This window comes from Oleisolibacter albus, assembly GCF_003336875.1.
Classification (GTDB): domain Bacteria; phylum Pseudomonadota; class Alphaproteobacteria; order Azospirillales; family Azospirillaceae; genus Niveispirillum; species Niveispirillum album.
Genome location: NZ_QGNJ01000020.1, coordinates 27,931 through 48,458, shown reverse-complemented (window position 1 = coordinate 48,458; position 20,528 = coordinate 27,931). Strand labels below are relative to the sequence as shown.

The window sequence follows — 20,528 nt, the reverse complement described above, 5'->3', positions numbered from 1 at the left end:
GTGCGGTGCAACAGCCCATCCTAGCGCCATCCGGCCGCGCGATGAAGCGCCAGTAAGGCACTAAGCGTTTGGTATAGCATGCGTTTGATGGCCGGAGCGACCCTGCGCCGGCCGACTGCACTCTACCTGCTGTGACCGGCGTAGGGTAGCATTTCCATGGGGGCGGTGCAGCAGGGCCACGTGCGTCCGGGGGCGATCACGCCGGCTTGAACGTGTCCCGATGCTGTTCGCGCAGCAGGGCTTTCTGCACCTTGCCCATCTGGTTGCGCGGCAGCTCATCCACGAACCAGACCCGCTTGGGCACCTTGAAATTGGCCAGTTCCCCCTTGACCTGGGCGATGATGCCGTCCTCGCTCACGTCCGGGCGGCCCGGCTTGCGCTGTACCACGGCCGCCACCGCCTCGCCGAAATCCGGGTGCGGCAGACCGATGACGGCGCTTTCGACCACGCCGTCGATGGCATCGATCACCGTCTCGATCTCCTTGGGATAGACATTGTACCCGCCGCAGATCACCAGATCCTTGGCCCGGCCGACGATATGCACATAACCGCGGGCATCGACCTTGCCCACATCGCCGGTGATGAAGAAGCCGTCGGGCCGCATGTCCTCCGCCGTCTTCTCCGGCTTCCGCCAATAGCCCTTGAACAGGTTGGGGCCGCGGAACTCGATGACGCCGATCTCCTCCGGACCCAGGATCCGGCCCTGCTCGTCGGCCACGCGCAGCTCGACGCCCGGCAGCGGGAAGCCCACGGTGCCGGGGATGCGTTCGCCGGCATAGGGGTTGCTGGTGATCATTCCGGCCTCGGTCATGCCGTAGCGCTCCAGGATGGCGTGGCCGGTGCGGGCGGCGAAGTCCTTGTGGGTGTCGGCCAGCAGCGGGGCGGAGCCGCTGATGAACAGCCGCATATGGGCGGCAAGGTCGCGGGTGAAGCGCGGGTCGGCCAGCAGCCGTGTGTAGAAGGTGGGGACCCCCATCATCACCGTGGCCCGCGGCAGCAGCCGGATCACCGTGTCCACGTCGAATTTCGGGCAGAACAGCATGGAGCTGCCATTCAGCAGCGTGGTGTTGGTGGCCACGAACAGTCCGTGCACATGGAAGATGGGCAGGGCATGCAGCAGCACGTCGCCGGGCCGGAAACCCCAGAGATCGTGCAGGATCAGGGCATTGGAGGCGAGATTGCCATGGCTGGTCATGGCACCCTTGGACCGCCCGGTGGTGCCGGAGGTGTAGAGGATGGCCGCCAGTTCCTCCCGCTGCATGGGCACCGTCTCGAACCCGTCCGGCTGGCCGGCGGCCAGCTCCGGCAGGGTGCCGGTGCCGCGCATGCCCAGGGTCAGCAGATGCGGAACCCTGCAGCGGGTGGCCAGCTCCCGCATCTCCGCCGCGTTCTCGGGCCGGCAGACGAAGAGGGTGGGCTCGGCATCCTCCAGGAAATAGCCGATCTCGCCACGCTGATAGGCGGTGTTCAGCGGCAGGTAGATGGCGCCGGCGCGCAGCACGGCCAGATAAAGGAACAGGTTCTCCGGCGATTTCTCCACCTGCACGGCCACCCGGTCGCCCTTGCGCACGCCGAGGCCGGCCAGGGCGCGGGCATAGCGGGCGCTGACGGCCTCCAGATCGGTATAGGACCAGACCTGCCCCTCATCCGTCTCCAGGAACGGCCGGCTGCGGTCGGCGGGAAACCGGCTTTCGAACAGGTGATAGAGATTCTCGCTGGCGGGCAGGGGGGCCATGGAACTGTTCCTCCGGAAGCTGCGGTCTTGCGACACGTCTTGGTTTGTGGCGGCCTGCGTCGGCTGTGTCCGGGCGCCGCCGATTGCACGGCCATGACCATAGCCGGTCCTGTCGGCGCCTGCCAACTCGTCCGGATCGCCGGTCCCCGGCACGCCGCGCCCGGCCCGATCGATTGGGACTTGACCGGCGGCGGGGGAGGCGGGCTAGTGGAACCATTCCCCCCCGACCGGCGCGCCCATGCCCCCGATCCTGTCCCGCCCGATCCTGCCATCCCTGCTGTTCTGCCTGCCCGCCGTGCCGGCCTGGGCCGCCGATCTGCCGGGCAGCTTCGCTGCCGGCCTGACCGGGCCGCTGGTGCAGCTGGTGCATCTGCTGGGATTGCTGGCCCTGGGCCTGTGGGCCAGCCGGCAGGGCGAGGCCGGACGTCAGGTGGCCGTGGCCCTGGCCGCCGGCCTGCTGTTCGCCCTGCTGCAACAGGGCGGGGTGCGGCTGCCCTATGTGCGCCTGGTGCTGGAAGGCACGCTGGTCGTCTTCGGCGGCATGACGGCCCTGGCCATGACCCTGCCGGCAGTGCTGGGGCTGGTGCTGGCCGCCATCGGCGGTGCCGTGCATGGCTGGATGCTGGCGGCCTGGGCCGGGGTGCCGAGCCGCCCGCTGCTGTTCTGGCCCGGCCTGCTGGCCGGGGGCGCCCTGCTGCTCAGCGCCGGGATCGGGGCCGGCGCCCTGATCCAGGGGCTGGCCTCCGACCGTGCCGCCCGGCTGTCGGCCGCTTTCATCGCCCTGGTCGGGCTGCTGATGCTGGCCGGCCTTGTTTAGGCCGGCAGTGCGCGACATTTCGGTCACAGATCTGTTCAATCCTCATCGCGGTCCCGTTATCCGGCGCATTCCCGCGGCCGTTCCGCCCCCGTTCCGGTTGCGTGGGACCCCGGCCCGAAGCAGCATGGAAGCCCGAGGATCATGAGCGATCGAGCGCGCCCCGCCGTGCAGATCTGTCCGCCCCTGCCGTCATTGCCGCAGACGCGGCGTGACCTGTTGCGCATCGGCATCGGTGCCGCCCTCGCTCTGCCGCTGATGCGCGCGCCGCGTGTGTCGGCCCAGCCCATCCGCTATTTCCAGATCGGAACCGGTACGACCGGAGGAACCTATTTCCTCATCGGCGGCATCCTGGCCAACGCCATCAGCAGCCCGCCGGGGGCCTTGCCCTGCGACCGTGGCGGCAGCTGCGGGGTGCCGGGGCTGATCGGTGTGGCCCAGTCCACCCCCGGCGCGGTGGAGAATATCCGCCTGATGCGGGCGGGACGCCTGGAATCGAGTCTGGTCCAGGCCGATACGGCCTATGCCGCCTTCCGCGGCGAGGCTCCGTTCGACAAGGACGGGGCCTTCGCCGACCTGCGGGCCATCGCCAACCTCTATACCGAGACCATCCATCTGGTGGTGCTGGGCGATTCCGGCATTGCCCGTGTCCGCGATCTCAAAGGGAAGCGCGTGGCGCTGGGCGAGCAGGGATCGGGAACCCTGGTGACGGCCCGTGCCCTGCTGGCGGCCTATGGCCTGTCGGAAAAGACGGTGAAGCCCGCCTATCTCAGCCCTGGGGCCGCGGGCGACCGGCTGGTGGCCGGCGATATCGACGCGTTCTTCATCGTCGGCGGCTATCCGCTGCCGGCGGTGGCCGATCTGGCCCGGCGGCTGCCGATCCGCCTGCTGGGGTTCGCCGATGACGAGGCCGACCGGCTGCGCAAGCGGCTGCCGCTATTCAGCCGCAGCCTGATCGAGGCCGATACCTATACCGGCGTCGCCGCCGTACAGAGTCTGGGCATCGGCGCGCAATGGATGGTCCGCGCCAGCATTCCCGCCGATCTGGTGCGGGGGATCACCCGGACCCTGTGGCACCCGACCAGCCAGCTGCTGCTGCAGCAGGGGCATCCCCGCGGCACCAGCATCCGCATCGGCAATGCCCTCCAGGGGCTGGCCGTGCCGCTGCATCCGGGGGCGGAGGCCTATTACCGCGAGGCCGGGCTGCTGACCGGCCGCGATGGCGAGGCGTCGGCACAGACGGCGCGCACGGTGCAGCCCTGACCGGTGTCACAGGCTGAGATAATCGATGGTCCAGGGTTCGGCCTCGGCCGCTGCCCTCCATGCCTGGACCGCCGGCAGGGTCAGCACCGCGTCCACATAGCGGCGCGTCTCCGGGGCCAGGTCCACGCCCCAGCCGTCCAGCCGGGCACAGACCGGGGCATACATGCAATCGGCGATGCCGAAGGTTCCGAACAGGAAGGGGCCGCCGGCCCCGAAACGCTGGCGGCAATCGGCCCACAGGGCCTCGACGCGGGCGATGTCGGCCGCTGCCGCGGCGACGCGGTCGGGCGCCCGGTGCCGCTGCTTGAGATCCATGAACAGATTGCGGCGCAGATCCTGGAAGCCGGCATGCATCTCGGCCGACACCGACCGGGCCACGGCGCGGGCGGCCGCATCGGCGGGCCAGAGTCCGGCCGCCGGCGCCAGTTCTGCCACATATTCGCAGATGGCGAGGCTGTCCCAGACCACCAGGTCGCCGTGATGCAGCACCGGCAGCTTGCCCGCGGGATTGTGGGCCAGGATGGCGGCCTTGGTGGCGTCCTGGCGCAGCGGCACCACCACCTCCTGAAACGGAATGCCGGCCTGTTTCAGCGCCAGCCACGGGCGCAGCGACCAGGAGGAATAGGCTTTGTTGCCGATGACGAGGGTGCAATCCGGCATGGCGGTGGTCCGGCTGACGGGGGCAGGGGCGTGAAGATTAGGACTGGCATCGCAAACGCGGAAGTGCCATTTCGTCCTTTATCGCCGCCGCCGCCGCTGGCGGCCTGCGTCGTCTTTCCCCGGGGCCGGTCCCCGGGGTGACTCCCCCCGGGCCTCTCCCGTGGCCCGCTGCGTGGCCCTGTTGCGAAGGATTCCGCCCGTGCTGCCCTGTTTCCGTGCCGAACCCGCCGAGGATACCGTTTCGATCACGCCGCTGCACAAGGCGGATCTGGAGCAATGGCTGGAGGAGGCGCCGCCGCCGGCGGCGGCCTGGGTGCGCAGCATCGGCTTCACCGCCGCGCCGGGCGCGACGGCCCTGATCCCCGGGACCGACGGCCGGATCGGCCGTGTGCTGGCCGGCGTCGGCGACCGTCTGGATCTCTGGTCCTTTGCCGGACTGCCCGGCACGCTCCCGGCCGGCAGCTATCGTATCGATGCCGAACTGGACGGTCCGGCCGCCACCGCGGCGGCCACCGGCTGGGCTTTGGCCTGCTACCAGTTCAGCCGCTACAAGGCCGCGACCAAGAGCTTTGCGGCGCTGGTGCCGCCGGCTGCCGCCGATCTGGCGGCGGTGGAGCGCACGGTGACCGCGGCCTATCTGGTGCGCGATCTGGTCAATACGCCCTGCGAGGATATGGGGCCGCCGGAACTGGCCGCCGCCGCCGCTGCCCTGGCCGAGGAGTTCGGGGCCGAGATCACGGTCACGGTCGGCGACGATCTGCTGACGCAGAACTATCCCATGGTCCATGCGGTCGGCCGGGCCGCGGCCCGTGCCCCCCGTCTGATCGATCTGCGCTGGGGTGACGCCGGCCATCCGCTGGTCTGTCTGGTGGGTAAGGGCGTCTGCTTCGACAGCGGCGGGCTGGACATCAAGTCGAGCGCCACCATGCTGATGATGAAGAAGGACATGGGCGGCGGCGCCCATGCCCTGGGTCTGGCCCGCATGATCATGATGGCCAGGCTGCCGGTCCGCCTGCGCGTGCTGGTGCCCGCAGTGGAAAACGCCGTCTCCGGCAACGCTTTCCGCCCATGGGACGTGCTGCCGACCCGCAAGGGGCTGACGGTGGAGATCGGCAACACCGATGCCGAAGGCCGCCTGATCCTGTGCGATGCCCTGGCCGACGCCGATACCAACACGCCGGCCCTGCTGCTGGATTTCGCCACCCTGACCGGCGCCGCCCGTGTGGCCCTGGGGCCGGAACTGCCGGCCCTGTTCAGCAATGACGAGACCCTGGCCGCCGATATCCTGGCCGCGGCCAAGGACGCCGACGACCCGCTGTGGCGGCTGCCGCTGTGGCCGGGCTACCGCTCCATGCTGGACAGCAAGGTGGCCGACCTCAACAACGCCCCGGCCGGCGGCTTTGCCGGTGCCGTCACCGCGGCGCTGTTCCTGGAGCAGTTCGTCTCGAAGACCACCCCCTGGGCGCATGTGGACCTGTATGCCTGGAATCCCAGCAGCAAGCCGGGCCGGCCGGAGGGCGGCGAGGCTATGACCCTGCGCGCCTTCTTCACCCTGATCGCGCGGCGTTTCCCGGCCCGCTGAAGCCGGACCCGGACGGGCTGCCCGCTGCGGCTACCCCGTCCGGGTCCGCCCTTGCCCCCAAGGTGGAAGTCCGGCACACTCCGTTCCGTGTCCGGTGCCATTCCGCCGGACGGCAGGGGCGGGGGGGCGGCATGTCGCGGAACCTGGAAGCGCTGCAACTCTGGCGGGGTGCGCTGGTGGCCAGCGTGCGCAAGGACGGGCCCGATCTCTCGGCCCGGCAACTGGCCCTGCTGCTGAGCGTCTACCTGACTCCGCCGCCGCACACCGTGCGCGGATTGGCCGCCACGCTGAATGTTTCGAAGCCGGCCATCACGCGGGCGCTGGACCGGCTGGGCCGCCTCGGCTACATCAAGCGCAAGCGCGACCAGACGGACCGCCGGAACGTCCTGGTGCAGCGTACCGTTAAGGGTTCGGTGTTCCTGACGGAGTTCGGCCAGTTGGTCATCGAGGCCGGTCGGCAGGCTGATGACGCCCCGCCCGCCCTCGATGCCGTGCCGGCCGCCGCCGCGATTGCCAGCCCGCCCCGACCGGAGCCCGTGGCACCCATCCCATGACCAGCGCCCCCCCTTTGGACCCCCGTGTCCATGCCTACCGGCCCGATCTGGCCGCCTCGTCCCTGCGTGGCCGCGTCGAGGCCGCCCGCTTCGTCGATGGCGTGCCCTGCCAGATCAATGCCGGGTTCGTTTCCATGAAGGAACAACCGAGCATCCATGCCCGTCAGTCCACGGAACTGCTGTTCGGTGAGACCGTGACCGTGTTCGAGGAGCGCGACGGCTGGGTCTGGTGCCAGAATGCCACCGACGGCTATGTCGGCTGGCTGCGGCTGGAAGGGCTGGATACCGATGTCCTGGCGCCGACCCACCGCATCGGCGCTTTGCGCAGTTTCCTCTATGCCGAACCCGACCTGAAGACCCCGTTCGTCGATATCCTGTCCCTGGGGGCCCTGGTCCCGGTGACCGGAGAGCAGGGGGCCTGGTGTCAGGTCGCTGGCGGCGGCTGGGTTTATGGCCGCCACCTGCTGCCGCTGGGGACGGCGCCGGCCGATCCGGTGGAGACGGCGGAGCGCTTCCTCGGCACGCCCTATCTCTGGGGTGGCCGGACCAGCATCGGCATCGATTGTTCCGGACTGGTACAGATGGCGCTGGCGGCGGCCGGCCGAGCCTGCCCGCGGGACAGCGATCAGCAGCAGGCGGCGGTGGGCACGCTGGTGTCGGCCGATGGGCGCGACCATGCCTTCCGGCGCGGCGACATCGTCTTCTTCCCCGGCCATGTGGGCATCATGGCCGATGGCACCGATCTGATCCACGCCAATGCCTTCCATATGGCGGTGGTGCGCGAGCCGCTGTCGGCCGTGCTGGACCGGGCGGACAAGGGGATTTCCGCCGTCCGGCGTCTGTGAGCGGCCCCATTCCCCGAGAGAGGCGCGCGTTGAAACAGCCGGCCCCGCAAGGGACCGGCCGTTTTCGGTTCAGGGCCGCGCCATACGAAAACCCCCGCCGGATCTCTCCGGCGGGGGTTCCCAGGCAGCCGTGACTGTCGTCTGGCTTAGAACTGGAACTGGGCGCGCAGGGTCAGCGCATCCAAGTTCACGTCCGTGCCGGTCGGACGGTCGACCTTGATGAAGTTGTAGTTCAGCATGAAGCGGAAGGCCGCATTCGGGTACCAGTTCAGGCCCAGCGTGACGATGTCCTGCTTGCCTTCGGTCGCCACGTTGATCTTGCTGCTGGTCAGATCGGCCGTGGAGTAGCGGGCGGCGATTTCCCAGGCGCCGACGCCGTAACCGCCCGAGGTCTTGAACGGCCACTGGATGCGCGGCGCGCCGAAGGCACCGCTGGCGACGCTGTAGGGGCGGCGCTCGCCGGTCAGGAACCAGCCGGCCGCGACGTACCAGCTGTCGAAGCTGAGGTCGCTCAGGCCGCCGCGGCGGCTGAAGTCGTACTGGAAGTACTCGGCCATGGTCCAGAACGACTTGTAGGTCGCGCCGAACTCACCACCATAGACCGTGAAGTCCTCGGTGTTGATGTTGCCGGTGTTGACCAGCACGGTGCCGCCGCCGATGCGGGTTTCCGGCCGCTCGGACAGGCTGTAGTTGCGCGGAGAACCGGCGCCGGCGGTCTGGCCCGGCTCGTACATGTAGCCGGCCGAGGTGCCCAGATGCACGTCGTAGTCGTTGCCGGTCGCAGCCAGAACGCTGGCGCGGCCGATGACGGAGGCCTGATCGTCACGGGCGGCGGTGCCGATGGTGTCGCCGGTCAGATAGACGGAGACGCGGTAGCGGTCGCCCCAATGGCGGAAGCCGGCGGCCAGACGGCTTTCATTGGCGACGTTGGCCACGGCCAGGTTGTTGGTCTGGCTGCGCTCGATGAAGGGGATGTCGTTGGAGGAGACGCTGTCCATCAGGGTGAAGGACGGCTGCATCGCGCCGAAGTCGATGCTCCAGTTCTTGAAGCCGGTGTAGCTGAAGTTGGCGGCCTGCAGACGGGCCGAGGGGTTGGTCCGGCCGGAGAAGTCGGTGTTGACCTCGAAGCCCCAATCCTTGAACACGGTGCCGGTCAGGCCCAGGAAGGCGCGGCGGAAGTTGAAGCCGTCCGGCAGATCCTCGGTCACGCCCTTGTCGGCGAACCAGTAGCCGTAATCCAGGTGGACGCGGCTGCGCAGGGCGACGTCGAAAGCCTTGTCGGCGGAGGTGAAGCGCGGGCGGCCGTTGGCGACGCTGAGGACGGCCTGGTCGGACACCTTCTTGTCCACGGCCTTGATGTCCTTGCCCACCGTCTCCTTCAGCGTGTCGAGCTGGCTCTGCAGCGCCTGGATCTGGCGGTTCAGGGCGTCGATCTGGGCAGAGGTGGCGACCGGCGCGGAGGCCGGGGCCGGCGAGGTGGCCGGGCGGGCCGACTGCGCAAAGGCCGGCGCGGACGCGATGGCGGTGATCCCAAGGACGGTGCCGACGAGCAACGTGCTCTTGAACGACATTGTTGTTCTCCGTTGGCTGGCTTTATGACGCCGATAAGCCCGCAACCCCTGCCACTGTGCAGATCCACATGGCTTGAGCGGCGTTCCAGGCCCGGAGCACGGGGTAACAAATCAATGTGACGGTTAAGGTGATGTTTTGTTTCAAACAGATGACAAGCTAGATCTGTGCCGGATCGGCAACACTTTCACTCGCCTTGTCGGCGTCCGGCGGACCTATGACCTGGTTCGGAGAACGAATATTCCACGATCACTGAAAGAATCGGGAATTCGGATACCGCCAATACAGATGAGATCCCGTCTTCGCTGACGGCACTCCCGTTCGGACGCGCACGGGTCCCCCCCCCAGCCGGCGCCTCAGTTCAGGCGACGCCGGCTTGGGGCAGAGGGGACCGGGGGCTTAGTCGGCGCGGAGCAGGTCCAGAACAGCCGCATGCAGGTGCGGGTCGCCGGCCACCGCCACGGTGCCGTCGGTGCCCAGGCGCAGCGGCTGGCCCTGCCAGTCGGTGATCACGCCGCCGGCCCCGGTGATGACCGGCACCAGCGCGGCCCAGTCATAAGGCTGCAAGCTCGCCTCGACCATCACATCCAGGAAGCCGGCGGCCAGAAGACCGAAGGCATAGGCGTCGCCACCCCAGACCGTGTAGCGGCTGGCAGCCTGGACCCGGGCAAAGCCCGGCTGGGGGAAAGGCATGGTGGCCCCCATGGTCGCCACCGACAGGCTGGGGCAGGTGCGGGTGCGGATGGGCTGCCCGTTCAGGGTCGTCGGCTGCCCGTCCACCCCGACCCAGCGGTCGCCGGTGATGGCCTGGTCGATGACGCCCAGCACCGGAACGCCGTGATGCAGCAGTCCGATCAGGGTGGTGAACAGCGGGCGTCCGCTGATGAAGGATTTGGTGCCGTCGATGGGGTCGATGACCCAGACCCATTCCTTGTCGAGTCCGTGGCTGCCCTGCTCTTCCCCCAGGATGCCGTCCTGCGGCCGCTCGGCGGTCAGGATGGCGCGGATGGCCGCTTCCACCCCACGGTCCGCCGCGGTGACCGGGGATTCGTCCGCCTTCACATCAATCGCGATCGGGGTACGGTAGTGGCGGCGCACGACGGCACCGGCGGCATCGGCCAGACGAATCGCCAAAGCGCAGGCGGCGGTGGGGACGGGGGCAGTCGACATCGGCGGATCGTCTTCGCTCAGGCTGTTGCTCTGCGCTGCTTATAACGCCCGGCCGGCGGGACCGGTAGTCTGCAAAGCACAGTCATTATCGGTCACGAAACGAAACAGGGGCCGCCCCTGGGGGCCGCCCCTGCATTTACGATCTGTCCACTGGGACGATCCGGCGCGGGCCGGACGGTCAGGGCAGCGGCGCCGGGCTGTCCGACAGCGAGCGCAGATAGGCGATGAGGTTGGCGCGCTCCTCCGCCTTCTTCAGGCCGGCGAAGTTCATCTTGGTACCCGGAATGGCGGCCTTCGGGTTCGCCAGGAACAGGTTCAGCGCCTCATAGTCCCAGGTCTTGTCATGCAGGCCCTTCATGGCGTCGGAATAGGCGAAGCCATCCATATGGGCGTGCGGACCATTGACCACGTTCCACAGATTCGGCCCCACCTTGGCGGCGCCACCCTTCTCGAAGCTGTGGCAGGCGGCGCAGGCCTTGGACAGCTTCTGGCCCGCGGCCGGATCGGCCGCCGCCAGCAGCGGGGTCACCGGATCGGGAGCAGCCGGAGCCGCGGCAGCCTGGGACGCGGCCGGTGCCGCTTCCTGCACATCAACCTTGTAGGCCGTCTCCGTCGGGAAATGCGGCGCGACGAGCTGCTTGGACAGGAACCCGGCCGCCATGGCGAGCAGCATCGCCGCCAGGATGGCCATGAGAATCTTGTTGAAAAGGCTGCCAGCCATAGATCCTAACCCTTTATCCCCGGATAAGCGCGGGCACAATAACGTCATCGCGGCGAGACGTCTATGGCTCGCCGTGAAAGCTGTTCAGCGAACTAAGTAGCGCAGGGACAGGGGGTCGCACATACGGTTTCAGCCTTGACCGCGGGGACCAAATGTCGCACGGACGAGGACATCATGACCGCACCGCGCACTCCCCTGATCGTCATCCCGGCGCGCCTGGCTTCCACGCGCCTCCCCAACAAGCCGCTGGCCGACATCCATGGTCTGCCCATGATCGTGCATGTCTGGAAACGGGCCATGGAGGCCGGCATCGGCCCCGTGGTCGTGGCCGCGGCCGAGCCGGCCATCGTCGATGCCGTCACGGCGGCCGGCGGCACGGCCGTGCTGACCGATCCCGACCATCCCAGCGGCTCCGACCGCATCTGGGAGGCGGTGTCCCGGCTCGATCCCGATGGCCGGCACGACGCCATCGTCAATGTGCAGGGCGACCTGCCGACGGTGGAGCCGGACACCATCCGCGCCGTGTTCGAGCCGTTGGGCCGACCCGGCGTCGACATCGCCACCCTGGCCGTCGCCATCACCGACGAGGCCGAACGCGGCAACCCCAATGTGGTCAAGGCCGTGATCGAACTGCCGCCGGGCCAGCGCATCGGCCGCGCCCTCTATTTCACGCGGACGACGGCGCCGTGGGGGGCGGGGGACCATTTCCACCATATCGGTCTCTACGCCTATCGCCGCGCCGCGCTGGAACGCTTCGTCGCCCTGCCGCCGGCGGAACTGGAAAAGCGGGAGAAGCTGGAACAGCTGCGGGCGCTGGCCAATGGCATGACCATTTCCGTCGCCGTGGTCGATGCCGTGCCGCTGGGGGTGGACACGGCCGAGGATCTGGACCGTGCCCGCCGGCTGCTGGCCCCGCGCTGACAATCAGGGAAGATACCCATGCCCGCCAATACCATCGCCTATCAGGGCGCGCCCGGCGCCAATTCGGATCTGGCCTGCCGCAGCGTCTTCCCGGCGATGACCCCGCTGCCCTGCCACAGCTTCGAGGATGCCTTCGCCGCCGTGCACGAAGGGCGGGCGCGTCTGGCCATGATCCCGGTGGAGAATTCCGTGGCCGGCCGGGTGGCGGATATCCACCAGCTGCTGCCCAAGGGCGGGCTGCACATCATCGGCGAGCATTTCCAGCGCGTGGTGCATTGCCTGCTGGCGCCGCAGGGCGCGACGCTGGAGGGGCTGCGCTCGGTCCACAGCCATATCCAGGCCCTGTCGCAATGCCGCGGCTATCTGCGTGCCCGCGGGCTGGTGCCGGTGACCCATGCCGACACGGCCGGCGCCGCCGCCGACGTGGCCAAATGGAACGACCCGGCCCAGGGGGCCATCGCCTCCGATCTGGCCGCGGAGATCTACGGCCTGCAGGTGCTGGCGCGCGGCATCGAGGATGCCCAGCACAACACCACGCGTTTCCTGGTCCTGGCACGGGACGCGCAGATGCCGCCGGCGGGGCAGGGGACGACGGTGACCAGCTTCGTCTTCCGCGTCCGCAGCGTGCCGGCCGCGCTGTACAAGGCGCTGGGCGGCTTTGCCACCAACGGCGTCAACATCACCAAGCTGGAAAGCTACATGGTCGATGGCCGCTTCACCGCGGCCCAGTTCTATGTCGATGTGGAGGGCCACCCCGACGACCGCTCGCTGCAGCTGGCTCTGGAGGAACTGCGCTTCTTCGCCCGCGAGGTGACGATCCTGGGCGTCTATCCGGCCCATCCGTTCCGCCGCGAGGCCAGCCAGCAGGCGGGGGCAGAATGACCGGGTCCGACCGCCACACCATCCGGGCCGCTGGCGGCGTTTCCGCCAGCATCAAGGCCCAGGGTGCCGAGCTGTGTTCCCTGCGGACCGCGGCGGGGGAGGAGGTGCTGTGGCAGGCGGGGCCGGCCTGGCCCAAGCATGCGCCGGTGCTGTTCCCTATCGTCGGCCGACTGGCCGACGACCGGCTGCGCCAGGCCGGACAGGATTACCGGCTGTCCAAACATGGGTTCGCCCGCGACCGCCGGTTCCGCTGGCTGTCCCGGGAGGACGCGGCCTGCGCCCTGGTGCTGGAGGATGATGCCGAAACCCGCGCCGTCTTCCCCTTCGCCTTCCGCCTGGAGATCCACTGGCAGGTGTCGGGCGACACGCTGAGCACCCGCTACCACATCGCCAATCCGGGGGCCGTGCCGCTGTTCTGCGCGCTGGGTGCCCACCCGGCCTTCCGTTGGCCGCTGCGCGACGGGGTGGCCAAGACCGATCACAGCATCACCTTCGGCGCCGATGAGCCGGGCGCCCTGCGCCGGGTGCAGCCGGACGGGCTGATCGGGCCGACACCCAAGCCGTCGCCGCTGCGCGGCCGGGTTCTTGCCCTGGACCCGGCCCTGTTCGCCGATGATGCCCTGGTCTGGGACCCGGTGGCCAGCCGGTCGCTGCGCTACAGCGCGCCGGGCTGCCCTGTCGTGGAGATGTCGTGGGAGGGGTTCCCGCAGCTTGGCATCTGGAGCAAGCCGGCGGACTTCGTCTGTCTGGAGCCCTGGCACGGCACCGCCGACCCGGCCGGATTCACGGGCGCGTTCCGCGACAAGCCGGGGCTGATGCGGATTGAGCCCGGTGCGGGGCGGGATCTCAGCATCCGTGTGCAGGCCGCATAGGACCGGCGCCCGGCATTCCTGCGGGCCGGGCGCCGCCGTGCCCTCAGCCCGTGATCACGCCGCAGGCGATGCGTCCGCCGCCACCGCCCAGCGGCTGGGGCTGGTCGGCGTAATTGTCGCCGTCGGCATGGATCATCAACGCCCGGCCGGCCACATCCTTCACCGTCAGCCGATGGGCGACCACGGGGTTCGTCGCCGTCCCGTCCGCGGCCACAGTCAGGGCCGGCAGGTCACCGGCATGGCCGTTCCCATGCGGGCCTTCATGTTTGCCGCTGCCGGCAGGGTCGTAATGGCCGCCGGCGGCAAAGCCGGCTGCCGGCTTGCCGTTATTGTCGGCGGGGCCGCAGGCCGGATTGACATGGACATGGAACCCGCGCTCGCCCGCCGGCAGGCTCCGCAGGTTCGGAGTCAGACGCAGCCCGTCCGCCGTATCCTCCAGGGTGACGGTTCCGATCTCGGCCCCGACCCCCTCCGCCGTTATGGCGTTCATGGTGACGCTGGCCGGAGCCGCACGGGCCGCCGCCAGGGGAACAGTCAAGGCAAGAACCAGCCCGGTCAGGCGCAGCATGGACATTGATCCTTCCGTACAGAATGACAGGCCCGGCCATGCCGGGCCGGCCGAGACTCGCACGGAAGGATGGAGCAGTCAGGGGAACATCGGGGGGCGGGCCTCCCCCATTGCGCCTACGCCTCCGCAGCCGCCGCTCAGCCGCGCTTCCCGAACTCGAACAGGCCGCAGGCGAAGTCCGCGCCCGCCACATCGTCGGGACGGGCCTGTTCCCGCAGCACGCCCGCATCATCAATGGCGGCGAAGGCGCGCAGCTCCAGGGTCGGGAACGAGTCCAGCACGGTGCGCGGGGCGAAGACCCGATGGGCGTTGAACTCCACCCGCTGGCGCCCCACCGGCACCGAGAAATAGAGCCGGCCGCCGGGGGCCAGGACACGGGCCAGCGCGTCCATGAACTTGAAACAGGCCTGCGGGTCCACGGGGTCGCCATACCGCCCCAGCCCGAAATGCTCGGCCGCATGCAGGCTCGACAGGGACTCGACCGAATTGTCGGCGAAGGTCCCCAGGCGCGTGGCGTCGTCCTGGGTGAAGCTGAGGCCGCTGACGGTGCTGGGCAGCGGACGGATGTCCACCAGCTCGACCGGCATGAACACCAGCAGATGGGCGACGAACCCGTCGATGCGGGAGCCGATGTCCACATGGCGCTGCGGCCGCGCCGCAAAGATGCGCCGCGCCATCCACAGATCCTGGAGGAAATAATGGCCGCCGGTGCTGCCGGCCTTCTTCGACCAGTCGGACAGGATGGGATAGGCATCGGCGAGGCTGGCCGGGAAGGGGCCGCCTTCGGCGCCTTTGGCATAGCGGGCGTAATCGCCCCAGAAGCGGGCCCATTTGCCCGGGGACCGCAGCAGCTTGACCTTTTTCATCGGCGATGGGTGCCCGCAGTTTCGACGGTGCCGATAGGCGGGATGGTTCCCGCCTTTGTCCAGAAAATTCTCCGCCCGTCAGCGGCCGAAGGCCGGCTCATGCAGCCAGGCCTCGATCAGGCGGCGGGAAATGCTGTCACGCGGCGGCAGGCGGAAGCTGTCGGAGGGCTGGTGCGACAGCAGGAAGTCTCGCGTCACCCAGCGCACATCCTCCAACTCGTCGAGATCGGTGGCCAGATCGGTGGCGATGTCGCTGGACAGGGCGCGGGCATGGAAGCCCAGCATCAGCGACGCGGGGAAGGGCCAGGGCTGGCTGGAATGGTAGCGCACATCGCCCACATGCACGCCGGCCTCCTCCAGGCATTCGCGCATCACCGCTTCCTCCAGGCTTTCGCCGGCCTCGACGAAGCCCGCCAGCGTCGAATACATGCCGGGGGGAAAGCGCGACTGCCGGCCCATGAGGCAGCGGTCATCCTCATGCACCAGCATGATGACCGCCGGGTCCGTGCGTGGGAAATGGCTGGCCCCGCAGGCCGGATTGGTGCAGCGGCGGGCATGGCCGGCCTCGATGACGGCGGTGGCATGGCCGCAGACGCCACAGAAGCGGTGCCGGTCATGCCACAGCATCAGGGCACGGGTATAGGCGAAGACCCCGGCGGTTTCCGCCGGCAGCACCGGCGTCAGGCCGCGCAGATCGACGAAGCTGCCCAGGGCGGCAAGCTCGGCATGCCGGGCCGGGTCCTCGGCCAGGGGCGAAAGGTCCACGGCGAAGACGGGCACCTCCCCGTCCAGCCCCAGGAAGATGGGATCGAGTGCCAGACCCTGGCGCCACCAATCCGCCGCGGGATCCAGCCAGACAGGGGTGGCGGCCTCCGGCGGGCCGGCCATCAGATGCTTGCCGCGCCAGTACGGGACCAGCCGTGCGGCGGGCAGCGCCGCCTGCAGCCAGGATTGGTCCTTGCGCCGGTGCGCCGCCCGGTCGAGGCCGCTTCCGGCATAGAAATTCAGCATCGTCATGATGGCCCAGCATTGCCACGGGCGCCGGCCCGGCGCCAGCACCGTCTTGTGCCGGGACATGTTTGCCGCGACCGGTCCGGCGGTCCCGATGCGTCTATCCCCGCCGCTTTTCCCCTTGCCCTTGGCGCCCGCGCCTGCCATATGGGGGTCGGGAGGTTGGCGGCGGACGGTCCCCTCGCCAACCCGGTCAGGTCCGGAAGGAAGCAGCCGCAACGAGTTTCGGCCCGGGTCGTACGTCCAGCCTCCCACCCCGATCAAACGCGATGGCGCGTCAGGCCCTCCTCCGGTGCCGGCGCGACCCGCACCGGCCCGCCTCCTGCGGGCTTTTTGCGCGCACGGCCCGGCGCGGCGAGCATCGTCCCCCAGGCGGACAAGCCTAGCGACAATCCGCCCGGCGGACACTAGACTGGCGCGCGGACGCCGCCCGGCGCCGTTCCGTTGTTCCGAAAGCCCCCGTGCCGCCCGTGACCGATCCCACGTTTGCCCCGGAAACCGCCGCCGCCGCTCCTGCCGGCGGGGACGCCTATCGCGTGCTGGCGCGCAAGTACCGGCCGCAGAATTTCGACGAGCTGGTGGGGCAGGACGCGCTGGTCCGCACCCTGCGCAACGCCATCCAGTCCGGGCGCATCCATCAGGCCTATATGCTGACCGGGGTGCGCGGCGTGGGCAAGACCACCACGGCCCGCATCATCGCCCGGGCGCTGAACTGCGTCGGGCCGGACGGCAAGGGCGGGCCGACCATCACGCCCTGCGGTGTCTGCGACCAGTGCGTCTCCATCGCCGCCGACCGCAACATCGACGTCATCGAGATGGACGCCGCCAGCAACACCGGCGTCGACGACATGCGGGAGATCATCAACATCGCCCGCACGGCCCCGGCGGCGGCGCGCTTCAAGCTGTTCATCATCGACGAGGTCCACATGCTGTCGAAGAGCGCGTTCAACGCGCTCCTGAAGACGCTGGAGGAACCGCCGCCCTATGTGAAGTTCGTCTTCGCCACCACCGAGATCCGCAAGGTGCCGATCACGGTGCTGTCGCGCTGCCAGAAGTTCGATCTGCGCCGCGTGGACATGGGCACGCTGGTGGCGCATTTCACCCGCATCGCCGGGCTGGAAGCGGTCCCGGCCGAGGCCGAGGCCATCGCCCTGATCGCCCGTGCTGCCGACGGCTCGGTGCGCGACGGGCTGTCGCTGCTGGACCAGGCCATCGCGCTCGGCAGCGGTGCGGTCACGGCGACCCAGGTGCGCGACATGCTGGGGCTGGCCGACCGCACCCGCGTCATCGACCTGTTCGAGTCCACGCTGGGCGGCCGGCCGGCCGACGCGATGGACATCCTGGACGATCTGCACAAGCGCGGTGCCGATCCGGTGGTCATCATCCAGGATCTGCTGGACCTGACGCATTTCCTGACCCGGGCCCGCGTGGTGCCGGGCATGGCCGAGGATCTGTCCATTCCGGAGTCGGAACGAACCCGCGGCGTGGCCCTGGCCCAGTCGCTGGGCATGCCGGCCCTGGCCCGGGCCTGGCAGATCCTGCTGAAGGGGTTGGGCGAGGTGCAGCATGCGCCGGTGCCGATGCAGGCGCTGGAAATGGTGCTGATCCGGCTGTCCTATGCCGCCGACCTGCCCAGCCCGGGTGATCTCATCAAGAAGATCCAGGAGGCCGGCGGCGTCGAAGCCGCGGCCCGCGCCATGCTGGCGCCGCCCGGTGGCGGTGGCGGTGGCGGTGGCGGTGGGGGCAGCGCCATGGCGCTGGCCGCCGCGCCGCCCATGGCGGTGATGAGCGGTGGCCGGGCCCAGGCCATCGCCCGCCCGCTGGAGCAGCCCCAGGCTGACGCCGTTGCCGAGGCCCCGCCGGATCTGGCCGACCCCCAGACCTTCCGCGCCGTGGCGGATCTGTTCCTGGAACGCCGGGAAGGCGTGCTGGGCGCGGTGTTGAAGGCCAGTGTCCATCTGGTTCGTTTTGAACCCGGATTGATCGAGCTGCGCCCGGAACCCATGGCGCCGGCCAATCTGGCCGGCCGTGTCGGCCAACTGCTGACGGAATGGACGGGGCGGCGCTGGGTTGTCTCCGTATCCGGTGCGCCGGGTGAGCCGACGCTGGCCGAGCAGGAGCGCGCCGCCGAGGCGGAGGCCAAGGCCAGCGCCGCGGCGCATCCGCTGGTGCAGGCGGTGCTGGCCGCCTTTCCCGGCGCCCGGATCGAGGCGGTGCGCGACCTGACGACGGCCATGCCGGCGCCGGCCGCACCGGGGCCGGAGATGGCCGCCGATGCGTTTGGAGATGACGGCGGCGGCGAGGACGGCTATTTCGATGCACCGCCGCCCGCGGACGAACGTGACTATGACGGATACGACGGAGATTTCTGAGCCATGAAGAACCTCGGCCAGATGATGAAGCAGGCCCAGCAGATGCAGGCCAAGATGCAGGAGATGCAGGCCAAGCTGGCCGAGCACGAGGCCACGGGCGTCTCTGGCGCCGGCATGGTCAGCATCACGCTGAACGGCAAGGGCGACATGCGCGCCATCAAGATCGACCCCAAGGCCGTCGATCCGGAGGATGTGGAGGTGCTGGAGGATCTGATCCTCGCCGCCTTCAACGATGCCAAGGCCAAGGTCGAGGCGCACATGGCGCAGGAGACACAGAAGCTCATGGGCGGGCTGAACCTGCCGCCGGGCTTCAAGATGCCGTTCTGAGCATCCGCGGTGGAGCGGGGAGCGGCCGACATGACCGGTCCCCGACCGCCCTTATCCCTGCGCCGGTCCGGTGGGCGGGGTGACGGAATTTGCTGGAACAAAGCGAAAACTCGGCCATAGTGTCCGGACCATGATCGGACCCGAAATCGACCGCCTGATCCAGCTGCTGGCCAAGCTGCCCGGCCTTGGACCGCGCTCGGCGCGGCGTGCCGCGCTGCAGCTGATCAAGAAACGCGACACGCTGATGGAGCCGCTGGCCGATGCGCTGGCGGCTGCTGCGGCCAGCATCCGCACCTGTTCCGTCTGCGGCAATATCGACAGCGCCGATCCCTGCCATATCTGCCGGGATGGCGCCCGCGACCGCTCCGCCCTGTGCGTGGTGGAGGAGGTGGGCGATCTCTGGGCGCTGGAGCGGACCGGGGCCTTCCGCGGCCAGTACCATGTGCTGGGCGGCACGCTGTCGGCGCTGGACGGGGTCGGGCCGGACGATCTGTCCATCCCCGGGCTGCTGGAACGGGCCAGCCGGCCGGAGGTGCGGGAGGTGATCCTGGCCCTCAACGCCACCGTGGGCGGGCAGACCACGGCCCATTACCTGTTCGACCGTCTCGCCGGCTGTGACGTGCAGGTGTCGCGGCTGGCCCATGGCGTGCCTGTGGGCGGTGAACTGGACTATCTCGACGATGGCACCCTGACGGCGGCGTTACGGGCGCGGCGGGTGCTGTAGCCCGTCCCGGCCGACGGCCGCGAACCGCGCCGGCGCCATGATCGGGACGAGATTGCCGAGGAATTCCTCGGTGCAGCGGCGCCAGCTGAAGCCCAGGGCGAAGGCGCGGCAGCGGTCACGCGGGATGGACAGGGCGCGCAGGGCCGCCGCCCGCAGATCCTCGTCCAGCACGCCCACGGGATGGTCGCCGATGACGTCGCGCGGCCCCGGCACCGGATAGGCTGCCACCGGCGTGCCGCAGGCCAGACTCTCCAGCGTCACCAGCCCCAGCGTCTCGAAACGCGAGGGGAAGACGAACACATCGGCGGCGGCGAAATACCGGGTCAGGTCCGCTCCGCTGCGCCAGCCCGGGAAATGCACATCGGGGTGGCGGGCCTGATAGGCGGCGCGCTGCGGGCCGTCGCCGACCACCACCTTGCTGCCCGGCAGGTCCAGCGTCAGGAACGCTTCCAGGTTCTTTTCCGTGGAGACCCGGCCGACATTGAGAAAGACCGGCCGCGGCAAGCCCAGGACATCCCGGTCTGCCGCCTGTCGCGGCGGCTGGAACAGCTCGGTGTCCACGGCGCGGCCCCAGCGCCGGATGCGGCGGAAGCCGCGTCCGGCCAGTTCGTGCTCCAGCGTGGCCGTCTGCACCATGAAGCCGGCCCCGGCATTGTGGAACCAGCGCTGGAACGCGAAGGGAAGGGCGGGCGGCAGCCGGAGCTTGGCCGCGAAATAGTCGCCGAAGCGTGTATGGAAGCTGGTGGTGAAGGGCCAGCCCCGGCGCAGGCAGTGGCGCCGCGCCGCCAGCCCGATCGGCCCCTCCACCGGGATATGCACGGCGTCCGGCGCGAACTCATCCATCAGCCGGGCCAAGAGCCGGCCCGGCGCCAGCGCCAGCCGCACCTGGGGATAGCCCGGCGCCGGCAGGGTGCGGAAGCGGTCCGGACCGATGACCCGCACGGTATGCCCCAGCGCCTCGGCCTGCTCGACGGTGGTGCTCAGCGTCCGCACCACCCCGTTGATCTGGGGGAACCAGGCATCCGTGGCAAGAATAATCCGCATCGTCTTCCAGTCTGCTGGTGGTAATACC

The 20,528-nt window shown here is 69.5% G+C and carries 20 protein-coding genes and 1 other RNA gene; 12 read left to right on the top strand and 9 right to left on the bottom strand.

The features are described 5' to 3' along the window. Positions 1 to 196: 196 nt before the first annotated feature. On the bottom strand, positions 197 to 1,735 hold the full coding sequence (locus DK368_RS19630; RefSeq protein ID WP_114395677.1) for a malonate--CoA ligase: 1,539 nt from the start codon (positions 1,733 to 1,735) through the stop codon (positions 197 to 199). 238 nt (positions 1,736 to 1,973) lie between these two features. Here DK368_RS19630 and DK368_RS19625 point away from each other — a divergent pair, with 238 nt between their 5' ends. Together DK368_RS19625 and DK368_RS19620 are read left to right on the top strand one after the other, a co-directional pair. After that, complete coding sequence (locus DK368_RS19625; RefSeq protein WP_114395676.1) at positions 1,974 to 2,552, top strand: HupE/UreJ family protein; 579 nt, start codon at positions 1,974 to 1,976, stop codon at positions 2,550 to 2,552. A gap of 141 nt (positions 2,553 to 2,693) precedes the next feature. After that, on the top strand, positions 2,694 to 3,812 hold the full coding sequence (locus DK368_RS19620; RefSeq protein WP_240002583.1) for a TAXI family TRAP transporter solute-binding subunit: 1,119 nt from the start codon (positions 2,694 to 2,696) through the stop codon (positions 3,810 to 3,812). 6 nt (positions 3,813 to 3,818) lie between these two features. Here the strand turns inward: DK368_RS19620 and DK368_RS19615 are convergent, their stop codons facing one another. Then, the gene (locus DK368_RS19615) at positions 3,819 to 4,472 is read right to left on the bottom strand and encodes a glutathione S-transferase N-terminal domain-containing protein (protein WP_114395675.1); all 654 of its coding nucleotides are present in this window, start codon (positions 4,470 to 4,472) and stop codon (positions 3,819 to 3,821) included. A 199-nt stretch (positions 4,473 to 4,671) separates the two neighbouring features. On the opposite strand from DK368_RS19615, the gene DK368_RS19610 reads away from it, so the two are divergent. The 3 genes from DK368_RS19610 (at position 4,672) to DK368_RS19600 (ending at position 7,453) form a co-directional block, all read left to right on the top strand. After that, on the top strand, positions 4,672 to 6,054 hold the full coding sequence (locus DK368_RS19610; RefSeq protein ID WP_114395674.1) for a leucyl aminopeptidase family protein: 1,383 nt from the start codon (positions 4,672 to 4,674) through the stop codon (positions 6,052 to 6,054). Between the two features lie 131 nt (positions 6,055 to 6,185). After that, on the top strand, positions 6,186 to 6,608 hold the full coding sequence (locus DK368_RS19605) for a MarR family transcriptional regulator (protein ID WP_240002582.1): 423 nt from the start codon (positions 6,186 to 6,188) through the stop codon (positions 6,606 to 6,608). Further along, a complete protein-coding gene (locus DK368_RS19600; protein ID WP_114395673.1) occupies positions 6,605 to 7,453 on the top strand; it encodes a C40 family peptidase in 849 nt (282 codons plus the stop codon). The genes DK368_RS19605 and DK368_RS19600 overlap by 4 nt, the downstream gene beginning before the upstream one ends. Positions 7,454 to 7,599: 146 nt before the next feature. On the opposite strand, the gene DK368_RS19595 is transcribed toward DK368_RS19600, so the two are convergent. From DK368_RS19595 to DK368_RS19585, 3 genes are all read right to left on the bottom strand, one after another. After that, positions 7,600 to 9,024: an OprO/OprP family phosphate-selective porin gene (locus DK368_RS19595; protein WP_114395672.1), complete on the bottom strand. Its 1,425-nt coding sequence runs from the start codon at positions 9,022 to 9,024 to the stop codon at positions 7,600 to 7,602. A gap of 397 nt (positions 9,025 to 9,421) precedes the next feature. Then, positions 9,422 to 10,192, bottom strand: a complete 771-nt coding sequence (locus DK368_RS19590; RefSeq protein ID WP_114395671.1) for an inositol monophosphatase family protein — start codon at positions 10,190 to 10,192, stop codon at positions 9,422 to 9,424. Between the two features lie 178 nt (positions 10,193 to 10,370). Next, complete coding sequence (locus DK368_RS19585) at positions 10,371 to 10,913, bottom strand: c-type cytochrome (protein ID WP_114395670.1); 543 nt, start codon at positions 10,911 to 10,913, stop codon at positions 10,371 to 10,373. Positions 10,914 to 11,087: 174 nt separating this feature from the next. Here DK368_RS19585 and DK368_RS19580 point away from each other — a divergent pair, with 174 nt between their 5' ends. The 3 genes from DK368_RS19580 to DK368_RS19570 are packed head-to-tail and all read left to right on the top strand — an operon-like array spanning position 11,088 to position 13,588. After that, on the top strand, positions 11,088 to 11,834 hold the full coding sequence (locus tag DK368_RS19580) for a 3-deoxy-manno-octulosonate cytidylyltransferase (RefSeq protein ID WP_114395669.1): 747 nt from the start codon (positions 11,088 to 11,090) through the stop codon (positions 11,832 to 11,834). Between the two features lie 18 nt (positions 11,835 to 11,852). Then, positions 11,853 to 12,716 carry a prephenate dehydratase gene (locus DK368_RS19575; protein ID WP_114395668.1) on the top strand — a complete coding sequence of 288 codons (864 nt, stop codon included), beginning with the start codon at positions 11,853 to 11,855 and terminating at the stop codon, positions 12,714 to 12,716. After that, entirely contained in the window at positions 12,713 to 13,588 is an 876-nt protein-coding gene (locus DK368_RS19570) for an aldose 1-epimerase family protein (RefSeq protein WP_114395667.1), read from the top strand. Before DK368_RS19575 ends, DK368_RS19570 begins: the two co-directional genes overlap by 4 nt. Positions 13,589 to 13,631: 43 nt before the next feature. On the opposite strand, the gene sodC is transcribed toward DK368_RS19570, so the two are convergent. The 3 genes from sodC to nudC form a co-directional block, all read right to left on the bottom strand. Continuing rightward, entirely contained in the window at positions 13,632 to 14,156 is a 525-nt protein-coding gene (gene sodC, locus DK368_RS19565) for a superoxide dismutase family protein (protein WP_114395696.1), read from the bottom strand. 137 nt (positions 14,157 to 14,293) lie between these two features. Further along, positions 14,294 to 15,022, bottom strand: a complete 729-nt coding sequence (locus DK368_RS19560) for a DUF268 domain-containing protein (protein WP_205028305.1) — start codon at positions 15,020 to 15,022, stop codon at positions 14,294 to 14,296. Between the two features lie 78 nt (positions 15,023 to 15,100). Beyond that, on the bottom strand, positions 15,101 to 16,099 hold the full coding sequence (gene nudC / locus DK368_RS19555; RefSeq protein WP_338045709.1) for an NAD(+) diphosphatase: 999 nt from the start codon (positions 16,097 to 16,099) through the stop codon (positions 15,101 to 15,103). A 91-nt stretch (positions 16,100 to 16,190) separates the two neighbouring features. Between nudC and ffs the strand changes: the two genes are divergently transcribed. The 4 genes from ffs (at position 16,191) to recR (ending at position 19,456) form a co-directional block, all read left to right on the top strand. Further along, an RNA gene (gene ffs, locus DK368_RS19550) (signal recognition particle sRNA small type) lies at positions 16,191 to 16,288 on the top strand. 215 nt (positions 16,289 to 16,503) lie between these two features. Next, entirely contained in the window at positions 16,504 to 18,405 is a 1,902-nt protein-coding gene (locus DK368_RS19545) for a DNA polymerase III subunit gamma/tau (protein WP_114395693.1), read from the top strand. A 3-nt stretch (positions 18,406 to 18,408) separates the two neighbouring features. After that, entirely contained in the window at positions 18,409 to 18,732 is a 324-nt protein-coding gene (locus tag DK368_RS19540; RefSeq protein ID WP_114395666.1) for a YbaB/EbfC family nucleoid-associated protein, read from the top strand. 130 nt (positions 18,733 to 18,862) lie between these two features. After that, a complete protein-coding gene (recR, locus tag DK368_RS19535) occupies positions 18,863 to 19,456 on the top strand; it encodes a recombination mediator RecR (RefSeq protein WP_114395665.1) in 594 nt (197 codons plus the stop codon). Here recR and DK368_RS19530 read toward each other — a convergent pair. After that, entirely contained in the window at positions 19,433 to 20,500 is a 1,068-nt protein-coding gene (locus DK368_RS19530) for a glycosyltransferase family 4 protein (protein ID WP_114395664.1), read from the bottom strand. The genes recR and DK368_RS19530 overlap by 24 nt on opposite strands. Positions 20,501 to 20,528: the final 28 nt, after the last annotated feature.

Excerpts from the sequence above, each read along its gene's own strand:
- DK368_RS19585 (WP_114395670.1), bottom strand. The coding sequence starts at position 10,913 with ATGGCTGGCAGCCTTTTCAACAAGATTCTCATGGCCATCCTGGCGGCG.
- DK368_RS19615 (WP_114395675.1), bottom strand. The coding sequence starts at position 4,472 with ATGCCGGATTGCACCCTCGTCATCGGCAACAAAGCCTATTCCTCCTGG.
- DK368_RS19590 (WP_114395671.1), bottom strand. The coding sequence starts at position 10,192 with ATGTCGACTGCCCCCGTCCCCACCGCCGCCTGCGCTTTGGCGATTCGT.
- DK368_RS19575 (WP_114395668.1), top strand. The coding sequence starts at position 11,853 with ATGCCCGCCAATACCATCGCCTATCAGGGCGCGCCCGGCGCCAATTCG.
- DK368_RS19605 (WP_240002582.1), top strand. The coding sequence starts at position 6,186 with ATGTCGCGGAACCTGGAAGCGCTGCAACTCTGGCGGGGTGCGCTGGTG.
- DK368_RS19625 (WP_114395676.1), top strand. The coding sequence starts at position 1,974 with ATGCCCCCGATCCTGTCCCGCCCGATCCTGCCATCCCTGCTGTTCTGC.
- DK368_RS19600 (WP_114395673.1), top strand. The coding sequence starts at position 6,605 with ATGACCAGCGCCCCCCCTTTGGACCCCCGTGTCCATGCCTACCGGCCC.
- nudC (WP_338045709.1), bottom strand. The coding sequence starts at position 16,099 with ATGTCCCGGCACAAGACGGTGCTGGCGCCGGGCCGGCGCCCGTGGCAA.
- DK368_RS19630 (WP_114395677.1), bottom strand. The coding sequence starts at position 1,735 with ATGGCCCCCCTGCCCGCCAGCGAGAATCTCTATCACCTGTTCGAAAGC.
- DK368_RS19595 (WP_114395672.1), bottom strand. The coding sequence starts at position 9,024 with ATGTCGTTCAAGAGCACGTTGCTCGTCGGCACCGTCCTTGGGATCACC.
- sodC (WP_114395696.1), bottom strand. The coding sequence starts at position 14,156 with ATGCTGCGCCTGACCGGGCTGGTTCTTGCCTTGACTGTTCCCCTGGCG.
- DK368_RS19560 (WP_205028305.1), bottom strand. The coding sequence starts at position 15,022 with ATGAAAAAGGTCAAGCTGCTGCGGTCCCCGGGCAAATGGGCCCGCTTC.
- DK368_RS19620 (WP_240002583.1), top strand. The coding sequence starts at position 2,694 with ATGAGCGATCGAGCGCGCCCCGCCGTGCAGATCTGTCCGCCCCTGCCG.
- DK368_RS19570 (WP_114395667.1), top strand. The coding sequence starts at position 12,713 with ATGACCGGGTCCGACCGCCACACCATCCGGGCCGCTGGCGGCGTTTCC.
- DK368_RS19540 (WP_114395666.1), top strand. The coding sequence starts at position 18,409 with ATGAAGAACCTCGGCCAGATGATGAAGCAGGCCCAGCAGATGCAGGCC.
- DK368_RS19530 (WP_114395664.1), bottom strand. The coding sequence starts at position 20,500 with ATGCGGATTATTCTTGCCACGGATGCCTGGTTCCCCCAGATCAACGGG.
- DK368_RS19580 (WP_114395669.1), top strand. The coding sequence starts at position 11,088 with ATGACCGCACCGCGCACTCCCCTGATCGTCATCCCGGCGCGCCTGGCT.
- recR (WP_114395665.1), top strand. The coding sequence starts at position 18,863 with ATGATCGGACCCGAAATCGACCGCCTGATCCAGCTGCTGGCCAAGCTG.